Raw genomic sequence first — 12402 nt, 5'->3', positions numbered from 1 at the left:
GGCAATCCGTCGAAATCGGATAGCGGCGTCCGTCGCTGACAAACATCATCTCGAAGGGAAGACCAGTCATGACCATTCGTACCCGCAACGCGCTCGGCGTCTCGGCGGCCGTTCTCTCGCTCGGCCTCGCGCTGTCGCCGGCCGCTTTTGCCCAAGACAAGATGGGCAAGGATGACGGCATGATGAAAAAGGACACGATGTCCAAGGAAAGCATGAAGAAGGACACCATGTCCAAGGACGACGGCATGAAGAAGGACACGATGTCGAAGGACGGGATGAAGAAAGACAACGGGATGATGAAGAAGAATTGATCTTCCATCGTCGTGGAGGCGCTTGCGACAGGCAGACGAGCGCGTCAAAAGTTCCGGGCGGTCACGTGGACCGCCCGGAAGTAATGTTTCAGTCCGAATTCAAATGAACGTGACTTGCGAGCGTTAGACTTGCGAATGTTATTTGCGCTTCGCCTTGCGGGCGGCGTAGCGGGCGTCTCGCTTGGCCTTTTGTTCGGCCTCGGCTTCAGCCGCCTTCGCGATGGCTTCTTCGGCTTCGCGGGCGATCCGCGCGGCATCGAGCGCGGCAGCCTCTTCTGCAAGGCGCTTCTGCTCAGCCTTCTCCGCCTCGCGCACAGCCTTCGTCTCGGCCCGCTTGGCCGCGAGGGCCTCGCGCTCGGCACGCTTCGCCGCGACCGCGGGATCATCGAGCCCGGGCTGCGACTTGAATTTGTTTAAAAGATTTTTGCGTGCGTCCTGCGCCGCCTTTTGCCGGTCTGCGAAGCCGGGTTCCCTGAATCCACTCATCGACGAGCCTTGTCTTCCTCGCTTCCGGTCCTACATCACTTCGGTTGGTACGTCGGCTGGGCATAGCAGGCGCAACGCGACGCAGAAGCGTTTACATCGCCGCGCGGCGCGACGCCACCCATAATCGCAGCCGATCAGGTAGACGAAAAATCGCCGCCCCGACGATCTCTCGTAGCCCGGAAAAACTGCCGAATTGTGATGTCCCTCATAAGGGGCCACGCGGAGCGACGCCTAGCGTCCGCCCGATACGATACGGAGCACGGGTATGACCATCTCAAGACTGAGCCTGAAAGCGCTCGCAATCGCCGTCGCGGTAGCAGCCATGGCCGGCGCCACGCTGCTCCTTGCCCGTCCGCAGCCGATCGAAAGTGCCGTCCTGGGGGCAGATTGGGAATGCACCCAGACCGCGTTTGTGCTCACGACCTGCGCCCCGCGACGCCAGCAGGCGATCCCGGGGGTCGAAACCTCGCGCAAGGATGCGATCCGGCCGACCCGAGGCTGAACGGGAGAAGCTGAGCAGGATGTGACGCCACGCCGCAGAGGTGATAAAGCCCGCTCGCCCCCGTGATCGGTCAGCCATGCCAAAGTCCGAACCTAGGCCCGAACCGGGCCAGAAGCCCAAATCCCCTCCAAAAGCTCAATCGGGTGACAACCGCCGCGGCGCCATCGCCGGTTTGATCATCGCGATTTTGATCCTCGGCGTCGGCTGGTGGCTCGCCCGCGATCTCACCTCCGCAAGCAAGATGCAGGACTGCCTGATGTCGGGGCGAAGCAACTGCAATGTGATCGAGCCGGCCCGCTAGAAGCGCTCCAGCGCGCCCCGCGCGGACGAAAAAATGCCGTGATCCTAATCATTTGTAATGGGACATAGCCGACCAAAGCAGGTCAGTCATGTCAGCCGGCATCAGCTCAGCGCGAGGCGAATCATCTATCGCGCCGGGCACCACGGCCATCGACGGCAATCGAGAGAGTAGGGGGGCAAACACGCATGAGTGCGTCCAGTCGCATCAAGATCATCATTCCCTTGGTTTCGGCCATGTCACTGCTCGCCGTCTCGGCGCAGGCTCAGGACGCCAGGCCGCCGAGAGACGCCGCCCAGCCATCGGCCGGGCCGGGCGCGGGTACCCCGCCGCAGAACGTGCGCAAGGGTCCGCCGCCGCAGCAGGCGGTCCGGCCCGGGCCTGCCGGCCAGCCTCAGGCCAGCGGTCCTGGTCGCGGAGGTCCGGGTGCAAATCCAGCTCTTGCAGGGGGTCCAGGTCCTAGCCCGCGCAATGTCGGCGGCCCGCCGCCCGGACGCAATTACGCCAGGGGTCCCGCACCGGTGCGCGATTGGGGCGGACAGGCCTATCGCGGCCATCTCGCCTGGGATGGCGGACGCTGGCGCCACGAAGTCCACAACGGCCGCTCCGGCTGGTGGTGGGATGTTGGGGGCGCGCGGTACTATTATCCGCAGCGGATTGACGGCCCGCCCGCCTACATTTCCGAAGACTATTACGACGACGTGCCGGTGGCCTATGCCCCGGCGCCGCCTCCCGTGGCCTACGAACCGCCGCCGCCTCCGCCACCGGCCGATCCCGGCGCGAGTGCGCTTGGCGGGGCCATCGTGGGCGGCCTCTTGGGCGGCCTGATCTCGGGCAACGCTTCGGGAGCGGCCGCGGGTGCCGTGATCGGCGGTGCCAGCGGCGCGATCGCCGGCGCCACGGCTGCCTCGCGTCCCGGCTACTATCTGGCCGAGGGCAACTGCTACTACCGCTATCCGAGCGGCCAGTACGTGCAGGCTGATCCCCGCGCGTGTTACTGAGCACCTCAGGCGAGATCTGAAGCGAAGAGGCGGGCGAAAGGCCCGCCTCTTTTCGTTTTGGCGCTGGCCGTCAGCTGGCCGAGAATTGATTAAAGAAGGATGGCCGTGTGCGTCAGGACACGAGCCAGCTGAAGAATGCGATCGCGGCCCACACCAGGCCAGCGATCCAGGCCAGCATCACGATGCCGATGGTCGCAAGACATGCGATGCCGAGCGGGTCGGATTTTTCGCGTCGCGTCGGTGCGACAATTTCGGCTGCGGCTTTTTGTGTCATGACGGGAACATCTCCCATGCCTTCTCGCTCTCTTGAGAGCGTTGAGGGCTGTTTAGCGGAGCCGCCGGGCGCAGGCTGTGACGCACTTCACAGATCGTCCATATCGAGCCCAGCTTCACTGCTTCGTGCGGCACATCTCTGGAAACAAACGCGCCGTTCGCGGCTTCCCCTTCTGTCGGCAAGCGATCAGCAAGCGATCAGAAGGAGAGTTTCATGAAGTTGGCTGCGATCACCCTGGGACTGGCATTGGCAATTTCATCGACCGCCGTTCTCGCGCAGGGCACAGGCGGCGCCGGTGCAGGCGGCGCATCCGGGGGCGCATCCGCCGGAGGCGTTGGCACGTCGAGCGGCGCCTCCTCCGGCACGACGACCGGTACCGGTACCGGTACCGGTACCGGCACGGGCGCGACGGGCGCAACTGGGGGAATGAACACGACGATCAATCCCTCAGGTAACACGCTGCTGCCCAGCGGTCAGAACCCGTCGCAACCGGCGTCGCCTCCGAATCCGGCGACGGGCCGCTGAGCGGCTTCGCATGGAATGTGTAAATCCGAAATCCGGCGCGACAATGGTCGCGCCGGTCGTTCGACAGGCGCGTGAACTGGACCGCGCCTCGCAAGTTCGCGTGAGGCGGGTGTTGACCCCGCAATCATACGGACGAAATTGCCATGCGCTTGTCCAGATCGGCCGGCTAGAGTCGGCCTCATGTGTAGCAAGTACGATCCACAGCACGAAGCCGAGGCAGCGATGAAGCGCGCCGTGGCCGCCGAAGGTCCCGACCGGCAACGTTTCATCGAATTGGCCCTGGCTTGGCATCAGCTCGCCCGTGACCGGCGCGAGGAACGGGCGGACTGAGCGCACGCTTACGAGGAGAACGCGCATTCACAGGAAAAACCCGGTGCTCGGGGGACAAGCACGGGTTCTAGAGCCGACCGGGGCTGGCAGATCGGCGCCACTCGGAGTCTAACGCGCCGATCGTAGGTTCGTTCCGTGCCCCTCGATTCATTCCATCCTCGTGAGATCACGAAGGAAAGGCGACGATTACTGCTGTCCAACGCCGCGATCGACGCCTACCGGTTGCGGCCCGCGCTTGTGACGCTCGACGCCTGACGCGAGCTGCCGAAACACGGCGTTAACACTCGTTCCGACGACGATTTTCTGATCTCGATTCGTTTCGGGGAACGAAGCGGAGCAGGACCCGTGAACAAACGACAAGCCCCCGCAGGGGCTCAGTGTGTCAGACCGCTTCCGACTTCGGCACCGCGTCTGCATTCACCGAAAGCTTGACGACATCGCCTTCGACGGCACCGATATATTTCGTGTCGATGTAATGATGATGGTCCCTGTGACCTTCCGGGCTGTCCCTCCGCGTCAGCTTGATGCGGTTGCCCTCGACGCGGTCGACGGTGCCGACATGGGCGCCGTCCTTGCCGATGATCTTCATGTGCTCTCTGACATCGTTCATGATGTTCTCCTTGTCCAGTATCAACGGCGAGCACCGGTCTTCGTTGCAAGGATGGGCGGGGCCGATTGTTGGAGCCAATGCGTTCGCCGAACGTTGAAACGCAGTCGCAATTGCCAAGATTCGCATGGAGACTTTTGAGGCTTATCTCGAACGAAAGCACGGGGAAATCGGGCTGCTGAACGATTGCCTGAGGAGCCCGCTGCATTTGGTTCGTCCGCGATCGGTCGACGAGGTTGTGGACTCCAAGTTTCAGCTAGCCGCCGCGCTGCGCGCCGAGCATGCGCTGCAGGACTGGAAGGCGACAGAGACCGCCTGGTCGCACGCGACGTCTCCCAGCAGCGGTCCGTTTGCGTTCAGCTACGATTATCAGCGTGCGGACCTTAGGGTGCGCGGCCCCTCGTTTTATGAACTCGAGCGGGGCTGCAGGAGCGAGGCGATCTATACCGCCTCCGGCATGGCCGCGATCTCCGCGCTGCTGCTCGCCTCCGCAGGCATCATCGGCAAGGCAGACATCGTGCTGCTGCCGGGTACTTACGGCGAGACGCTGGAGCTGATCCGAAGCCTCGTCCGCCATTTGCGGCTTGTCACGCTGAAGCTGCCGCTGGACGATGCACTTGCTTCGGCAGCCTCGCCGCAGATTCTCCTGCTGGATTCATGCGCCTCTGCCGGAGCGTTCGAAGCGACTCTGCACTGCAACGGTTCGGCGCTCGATCTGTTGATCTTCGATACGACATGTTTCGCCGGCCGATCGGGACGCATCCGGCGCGTCCTGAGATGGGCCGCGCGATGGGACATTCCCGTCGTGTTGGTGCGAAGTCATAACAAGCTGGATTCGCTCGGGGTGGAATACGGCCGGCTCGGCTCTGCTGTATTCGTGCGTTGGAGCGGCAAGGATATGAAGGCAGGTCGTCTGATGTCCGAAAGCCTGGCGGCGGAAACCGGCAATGCCGTACGGCTTCTCGGCGGCGCGGCGCTGCCGGCGCACTTCCCGCCGTTTGTGGGCACAGCAGCCTATTGGGCACTGACGAAAAAACGCGTCGCGGCGATCCTGCGCAACGGTCGCCACACGGCGCGATACTTCGCCTCTGAGCTCGCCTCGCTCTCGGCCGAGCTCCATTTCACTCACGGTCTCTATGTCACGCTTCGCGGCAGGCGCGCCCTCAATGAGGCGACCGCACGGCAGGCCGCCGAAGACATGAGCCGCGATCTGAGCGGCGAAGGCTTTCCCATTCGGCACGCCGGCAGTTTTGGTTTCGATTTCGCCGCGACCGAGTGGTTTCACGATGCGACCACGGACCGGTACAGCGTGCGGGTGGCCGTGCCGGATCTGCCGACCGAGCTGTGGAAGGATGTCGCGGCGGCGATTGCGCGGTGGTGGGCGAGACATCAGGGGGCCCCCTGAATGGTGAGCACGGTGCGAGGCCATGACAGAGCGACCGAAAGCATTTCCTTACAGGGAATGCACGTGGCATGTTTCAGACGAACAGTCCCGGCGATGGCTTGCGGTGCTTGAAAAGACGGGTGCAGCCAACGTCCGCGCGCGCCTTGCCCAGACCGACGCGGCATCCGCTGGGGCGATTGCGATCGGAGCCGCGCCCGTCATGACGATCGGGTTCGCCCAGGAATGGCTGAACTGGAAAGATAATCAAAAATCCGAGGCGGATATCGAACGGCATGAGCGGCAGATCTGGTGGACTCGAACCGCAGCAATCGCCGCATCGGTTGCCGCGTTGAGCGCACTGTTCGGCTGGATTTGGACGATCTTCATCCGGGGGGAATAATGGCGTTGTTGTGCGAGCTCTACAGCTCGCAGGATAGGTGGAGCCCGTGCGAAACCCATCGCCTGCAACAAACATCACTGTTACGTGCGCGTATGCATCCGCGAGACGGGGCTGCGACAAACTGCGCTTGGATCAATCGACCGCCAGGCATTCTTCCAGGGCAGGCTTCTGGTGGCCGCGACGCGCCCACGCCTGAACGGCGAAGGCGAGTTGATGCTGACTCACCGCCACGTCTGCGATGGAAGCCTGCGCCGTCGCGATGGGCTTTGTGATCATCCCGGAGTTCAGGACTCCCGCGTCGATTGCCAGGAACGATATTGCGACGATCGCCACCGCAGATGCGATAGCCATTCTCGTCCAGTCGGATAGCAGCATCGAAGTCCTTATCGGGCGCACGTCGCTCGGCGCATAGATAGGGCTCGTTTGCCCGGATCAAAGCCCGGAGCGAGGCTACCCACGCGTTCGTGAAGGACACTGATTCTGCAGGTGCGCGTCGTGATGAACGCCGGTTGCATCGAGTCCCCGGGCGCCGGAAGAACTCGCCGGGTGAGCCAAGATGATGCTCCGGTGGATGAGATTGCCAATGGAGCTGAAAATGGCGATCCCGGCAGGAATCGAACCTGCAACCCTCAGAGTAGAAATCTGATGCTCTATCCAGTTGAGCTACGGGACCGTCTTGAGCCACCTCGGTTTGGGGCCTGCTGTTCGTCTACCATGCCATTATGAAAAATATCGTCTTTCGCCAAGCCTGAACCGAACCGTTTTCCTAGAAGCCGCAACAAAGCGGGACGGTGGGGTGTCAGGGTGCCGGGTCGAGCGGCAGCGGACTGGACGATGGATCACATCGCCGGGGGCGCTGGCCAGCTTCCGGGGCACGGCCGCCGGTCGACTGGTCGGGTATTGCTGCGCCATCAGGACGGCGTGCGTGGCGAGATCTTGATCAGTCTCCTCTGGGCTTGCCTTTGCCATGGCGAATGCGACGAATTTGCACCTTTGGTTCCATCGCCTTGAGTCCGTCACCTTTCCGCGCATTTCATGCGTCAGCGGGCGTTCGTCCGCGATTTCCGGGAGTCCACCATGATCGGTCTGGTTCGCGCCGCCACATTCTGCGCCACGCTGGCGTTTGGCCTTGTGGCCACGCACGCGGCGGACAAGGCGTTCAAGCGGGACGACCTCGCTGATTCCGCGATCAAGCTGGAGGCGCAGATCAAGGGCGAGGCGGGGCCGGTCGCCAAGTCCGGCGCAAGCTTGCGCACCGACGCCGATGCCGCCTTCCGGCGCAACGACTATCGCACCGGCCTGTCGGTGCTCGGCCACATCGCGGCAACTACGCCGGAGGACGCCGGCAACTGGCTGCGCCTGGCGAAAGTCATCTTCCAGATCACGCCCAAGAGCTCGAGCGAGCAGACGTTCCTGCTGGAGCGTGCCTCGACCGCCGCCTACATCGCCTACCAGCGGGCTGGCAATGCGGGCGAGGAGGCCGACGCGCTCGCGGTGCTCGGCAAGTCGCTGTCCGAACGCAAGCTGTGGCGGCCGGCGCTGGATGCGCTACGGCTGTCGCTCGACATGCGCGAGGTCGCCGACGTCCGCGGCCAATATGAGAAGATGCGCGACGAGCACGGTTTTCGGCTGCTCGACTACACCGTGGACTCGGACTCCGCCAGTCCGCGCGCCTGCTTCCAGTTCTCGGAAGAACTCGCCAAGCGCACCGATTTCGCGCCGTACCTCGCGCTGGCAGGCCAGGACAAGCCGGCTTTGTCGGCCGAGGGCAAGCAGCTCTGCGTCGACGGGCTGAAGCATGGCGACCGCTACAACATCAATCTGCGCGCCGGCCTGCCGTCCACCGTGAAGGAGGGCCTGCCGAAATCGGCCGAGTTCAACGTCTATGTGCGAGACCGCAAGCCGTTCGTGCGCTTCACCAGCCGGGCCTATGTGCTGCCAAGGACGGGCCAGCGCGGCATTCCCGTGGTCAGCGTCAATACGCCAGCCGTCAACATTAACGTCTTCCGGATCGGCGACCGCAATCTGATCAACACGGTGGTCGATAGCGATTTCCAGAAGACTCTGTCGAAATACCAGCTCAGCGATCTCGGCGGCGAGCGCGGCGTCAAGGTCTGGACCGGCGAGCTCGCGACCGCGATGACGCTGAACCAGGACGTCACCACGGCATTCCCGGTCGACCAGGCGCTCGGCGAGCTCCAGCCCGGCGTCTACGTGATGACGGCCGCGGCGAAGGGGCCGGGCTCGGACGACGACTACCAGCTCGCTACCCAATGGTTCATTGTCTCCGATCTCGGCGTCACAGCCTATTCCGGCAAGGACGGCATCCACGTCTTCGTGAATTCGCTGGCGTCGACCGATCCGGTCGGCAAGGCCGAGGTGCGGCTGGTCGCCCGCAACAACGAGATCCTTGCCACTCGCAAGACCGATGACAGCGGCCATGTGCTGTTCGAGGCGGGGCTGGCGCGCGGCGAGGGCGGCCTGTCGCCGGCGATGCTCACCGTGACCGGCGAGAAGGCCGACTATGCCTTCCTCAGCCTCAAGACCTCCGCCTTCGATCTGTCCGACCGCGGCGTCTCTGGCCGTGCGGTGCCTGCGGGCGCCGACGCCTTCGTTTATGCCGAGCGCGGCGTCTATCGCTCCAGCGAGACCGTCTATCTCACCGCGCTGCTCCGCGACGGGCAGGGCAATGCTGTTACCGGCGGGCCGATGACCCTGGTGATCGAGCGCCCTGATGGCGTCGAATACCGCCGCGCCGTGCTGTCCGACCAGGGCGCCGGCGGGCGCACATTGCCCGTGCCGCTCAACCCGGCCGTCCCGACCGGGACCTGGCGGGTGCGCGCCTTCACCGATCCGAAGGGTTCTTCGGTCGGCGAAACCACCTTCATGGTCGAGGACTACGTCCCTGATCGGATCGAATTCGACTTGTCCACCAAGGACAAGCTGATCAAAGCTAACACTCCAGTGGAGCTTAAGGCGGACGGCCATTTCCTCTATGGCGCGCCGGCCTCGGGTCTGGCGCTCGAAGGCGACATGCTGGTCGCGCCCGCGTCCGAGCGGCCAGGCTTTGCCGGCTACCAGTTCGGCGTCGCCGACGAGGAGACCACGTCGAGCGAGCGCACGCCGCTGGAGAACCTGCCGGAGGCCGACGCCAACGGCGTTGCGACCTTCCCGGTCACGCTCGACAAGCAGCCGGCCTCGACGCGGTCGCAAGAGGCGCAGATCTTCGTCCGCATGGTCGAGACTGGCGGCCGCGCGGTCGAGCGCAAGATCGTGCTGCCGGTCGCACCCGCGAACGCGATGATCGGCATCAAGCCGCTGTTCGGCGACAAGAACGTCGCCGAGGGCGACAAGGCCGAGTTCGAAATCGTCTTCGTCTCGCCCGAAGGCGAGAGGCTTCGCCGCGATGGCCTGCGCTACGAGCTCATGAAGATGGAGTCGCGCTACCAATGGTATCGGCAGAGCAATTACTGGGAGTACGAGCCGGTCAAGTCGACCTCGCGCGTCTCTGACGGCGACGTGACCGTTGCCGCCGACAAGCCGTCGCGGATCTCGCTGACCCCGCAGCCCGGCCGCTACCGGCTCGACGTCAAGTCGAACGACGCGGACGGCCCGGTGACCTCGGTGCAGTTCGACGTCGGCTGGTATTCCGACGGCAGCGCCGACACGCCGGACCTCCTGGAGACCTCGATCGACAAGCCGCAATACGCCTCGGGCGACACGATGACTGTGTCGATCAACGTCCGCAGCGCCGGCAAGCTGACCGTCAACGTGCTCGGCGATCGCCTGCTGACGACGCAGACCATCGACGTCAAGGAAGGCACCGCGCAGGTGAAGCTCCCGGTCGGCAAGGATTGGGGCACCGGCGCCTATGTTGTGGCGACGCTGCGCCGTCCGCTCGATGCGACCGCGCAACGCATGCCGGGCCGGGCGATCGGACTCAAATGGTTTGGCATCGACAAGCAGACCCGCACACTCCAGGTGAAGCTGACGCCACCGGCTCTGATCCGGCCGAATGCGATGTTGAAGATCCCGGTCAAGCTCGACGGCCTCAATCCGGGCGAGGACGCCAAGATCGTCATCGCGGCGGTCGACGTCGGCATCCTCAATCTCACCAATTACAAGCCGCCGGCGCCGGACGACTATTATCTCGGCCAGCGCCGCCTGAGCGCGGAGATCCGCGATCTCTATGGGCAACTCATCGACGGCATGTCGGGCACGCGCGGGCAGATCAAGTCCGGCGGCGACGCCGGTGCCGCCGAGCTCCAGGGTTCGCCGCCCGCGCAAAAGCCGCTCGCGCTCTATTCGGGCATCGTCACCGTTGCCGCCGACGGCACCGCAGAAGTGAGCTTCGACATTCCGGAGTTCGCCGGTACCGCGCGCGTGATGGCGGTGGCGTGGACCGCGACCAAGCTCGGCCGCGCCAACACGGATGTGGTGATCCGCGATCCCGTGGTGCTGACCACGACCCTGCCGCGCTTCCTGCTCAATGGCGACCACGGCACGGTCAATCTCGAGATCGACAATGTCGAGGGGCAGGCCGGCGATTACGTCATCAACGTGAACGCGGGCGGCCCGGTGAAGATGACCGGCAATCCCGCGACCACGGTCAAGCTCGCCGCCAAGCAGCGCAATTCCTTCTCGCTCGCCATCGACGCGACGGCGGCGGGGCAGGCGACGCTCGACGTCGACATCAAGGGGCCGAATGGTCTGGCGCTGGCGCGGCACTATGCGCTCGACGTCAAGGCGGCGACGCAAGTCCTGGCGCGGCGCTCGATCCGGACGCTCGCGAAGGGTGAGAGCCTGACGTTGACCCCGGATATGTTCGCCGATCTCGTGCCGGGCACCGGCAGCGTCTCGGTGTCGGCCAGCCTGTCGACTGCGCTCGATGCGGCGACGATCCTCAAAGCGCTCGACCGCTATCCCCATGGCTGCTCGGAGCAGATCACCAGCCGCGCCATGCCGCTGCTCTATGTCAACGAGCTCGCGGCCGGCGCGCATCTGGCAATGGACACTGACGTTGACCAGCGCATCCGCGACGCCATCGAGCGGCTACTGGCGCGCCAGGGCTCGAACGGCTCGTTCGGCCTGTGGTCGGCCGGCGGTGACGATGCCTGGCTCGATGCGTACGTGACGGACTTCCTGACCCGCGCCCGCGAAAAGGGTTTTGTGGTGCCGGATGTGTTGTTCAAGAACGCGCTCGACCGCATTCGCAACTCGGTCGTCAACGGCAACGAGCCGGAGAAGGACGGTGGCCGCGATCTCGCCTACGGCCTCTACGTGCTGGCGCGCAACGGTGCAGCGCCGATCGGCGACCTCCGCTATCTCGCCGACACCAAGCTGAATAACCTCGCGACTCCCATCGCGAAGTCGCAGCTTGCGGCGGCGCTCGCGCTGGTCGGCGACCGCAACCGCGCCGAGCGGGTCTATGGCGCGGCCCTCGACAGTCTCGCGCCAAAGCCCGTGCTGGAATTCGGCCGCACCGACTACGGCTCGCAGCTCCGCGATGCCGCAGCGCTGGTGTCGCTTGCCAGCGAAGGCAACGCACCGAAGGCGACGCTGACGCAGGCGGTGACGCGGGTCGAGACCGCGCGCGGGCTGACCCCCTATACCTCCACGCAGGAGAACGCGTGGCTGGTGCTGGCGGCGCGCGCGCTCGCCAAGGAGAACCTGGCGATGGAGGTCGACGGTCAGCCAGTCAAGACCGCGCTGTACCGCAGCTACAAGGCCTCGACGCTGGAGGGCAAGCCGCTGAAGATCACCAACACCGGCGATGCGCCGGTGCAAGCGGTGGTCTCGGTGTCGGGCTCGCCGGTGACGCCGGAGCCTGCGGCATCGAATGGCTTCAAGATCGAGCGCAGCTTCTTCACGCTCGACGGCAAGCCCGCCGATATCAGCAAGGTCAGGCAGAACGACCGCTTCGCCGTGGTGCTGAAGATCACCGAGGCCAAGCCCGAGTACGGCCACATCATGGTGTCCGACTATCTGCCGGCGGGCCTCGAGATCGACAATCCAAAGCTGGTGTCGTCGGGTGACAGCGGCACGCTGGGTTGGATCGAGGATGGCGAAGAGCCGGAGGATACCGAGTTCCGCGACGACCGCTTCACGGCGGCCGTCGATCGGGCCTCGGATTCCAAGGCGGTCTTCACGGTCGCCTATGTCGTGCGTGTGGTCTCGCCCGGCAAATACGTGCTGCCGCAGGCCTATGTCGAGGACATGTACAATCCCTCGCGCTACGGCCGGACCGGGACGGGCACCGTCGAAGTGCGGGCGGCGAAGTGAGT

Annotated in this window: 12 protein-coding genes and 1 tRNA gene; 8 read left to right on the top strand and 5 right to left on the bottom strand. The window is 64.6% G+C overall.

The window, feature by feature from the left end:
- Positions 1-68: 68 nt before the first annotated feature.
- The gene (locus IVA88_RS21610) at positions 69-311 is read left to right on the top strand and encodes a pentapeptide MXKDX repeat protein (RefSeq protein ID WP_247499194.1); all 243 of its coding nucleotides are present in this window, start codon (positions 69-71) and stop codon (positions 309-311) included.
- Between the two features lie 138 nt (positions 312-449).
- On the opposite strand, the gene IVA88_RS21605 is transcribed toward IVA88_RS21610, so the two are convergent.
- A complete protein-coding gene (locus IVA88_RS21605; RefSeq protein ID WP_247499193.1) occupies positions 450-797 on the bottom strand; it encodes a DUF6481 family protein in 348 nt (115 codons plus the stop codon).
- A 265-nt stretch (positions 798-1062) separates the two neighbouring features.
- On the opposite strand from IVA88_RS21605, the gene IVA88_RS21600 reads away from it, so the two are divergent.
- From IVA88_RS21600 to IVA88_RS21590, 3 genes are all read left to right on the top strand, one after another.
- On the top strand, positions 1063-1299 hold the full coding sequence (locus tag IVA88_RS21600) for a hypothetical protein (RefSeq protein ID WP_247499192.1): 237 nt from the start codon (positions 1063-1065) through the stop codon (positions 1297-1299).
- 76 nt (positions 1300-1375) lie between these two features.
- Positions 1376-1600, top strand: a complete 225-nt coding sequence (locus IVA88_RS21595) for a hypothetical protein (protein WP_247499191.1) — start codon at positions 1376-1378, stop codon at positions 1598-1600.
- A gap of 185 nt (positions 1601-1785) precedes the next feature.
- Entirely contained in the window at positions 1786-2598 is an 813-nt protein-coding gene (locus IVA88_RS21590) for a hypothetical protein (protein ID WP_247499190.1), read from the top strand.
- A 112-nt stretch (positions 2599-2710) separates the two neighbouring features.
- On the opposite strand, the gene IVA88_RS21585 is transcribed toward IVA88_RS21590, so the two are convergent.
- A complete protein-coding gene (locus IVA88_RS21585) occupies positions 2711-2872 on the bottom strand; it encodes a hypothetical protein (protein WP_247499189.1) in 162 nt (53 codons plus the stop codon).
- A gap of 213 nt (positions 2873-3085) precedes the next feature.
- Between IVA88_RS21585 and IVA88_RS21580 the strand changes: the two genes are divergently transcribed.
- Positions 3086-3397, top strand: coding sequence for a hypothetical protein (locus IVA88_RS21580; RefSeq protein ID WP_247499188.1), 312 nt, complete (start codon positions 3086-3088; stop codon positions 3395-3397).
- A 712-nt stretch (positions 3398-4109) separates the two neighbouring features.
- Here the strand turns inward: IVA88_RS21580 and IVA88_RS21575 are convergent.
- Positions 4110-4337: a DUF2171 domain-containing protein gene (locus IVA88_RS21575; RefSeq protein WP_247499187.1), complete on the bottom strand. Its 228-nt coding sequence runs from the start codon at positions 4335-4337 to the stop codon at positions 4110-4112.
- A gap of 124 nt (positions 4338-4461) precedes the next feature.
- On the opposite strand from IVA88_RS21575, the gene IVA88_RS21570 reads away from it, so the two are divergent.
- Positions 4462-5739 (top strand): hypothetical protein, encoded by a 1278-nt coding sequence (locus tag IVA88_RS21570; protein ID WP_247499186.1) that lies wholly within the window; start codon positions 4462-4464, stop codon positions 5737-5739.
- A 103-nt stretch (positions 5740-5842) separates the two neighbouring features.
- Entirely contained in the window at positions 5843-6118 is a 276-nt protein-coding gene (locus tag IVA88_RS21565) for a hypothetical protein (protein WP_247499185.1), read from the top strand.
- A gap of 132 nt (positions 6119-6250) precedes the next feature.
- On the opposite strand, the gene IVA88_RS21560 is transcribed toward IVA88_RS21565, so the two are convergent.
- Complete coding sequence (locus IVA88_RS21560) at positions 6251-6493, bottom strand: hypothetical protein (protein WP_247499184.1); 243 nt, start codon at positions 6491-6493, stop codon at positions 6251-6253.
- Between the two features lie 221 nt (positions 6494-6714).
- Positions 6715-6791 (bottom strand) — tRNA-Arg (locus IVA88_RS21555).
- Between the two features lie 404 nt (positions 6792-7195).
- On the opposite strand from IVA88_RS21555, the gene IVA88_RS21550 reads away from it, so the two are divergent.
- Positions 7196-12400 (top strand): alpha-2-macroglobulin, encoded by a 5205-nt coding sequence (locus IVA88_RS21550; protein ID WP_247499183.1) that lies wholly within the window; start codon positions 7196-7198, stop codon positions 12398-12400.
- The last annotated feature ends 2 nt before the right edge of the window (positions 12401-12402 follow it).

This window comes from Bradyrhizobium sp. 149, from assembly GCF_023073915.1.
Taxonomy (GTDB): Bacteria; Pseudomonadota; Alphaproteobacteria; order Rhizobiales; family Xanthobacteraceae; genus Bradyrhizobium.
This window is presented reverse-complemented; position numbering and strand designations above follow the sequence as displayed.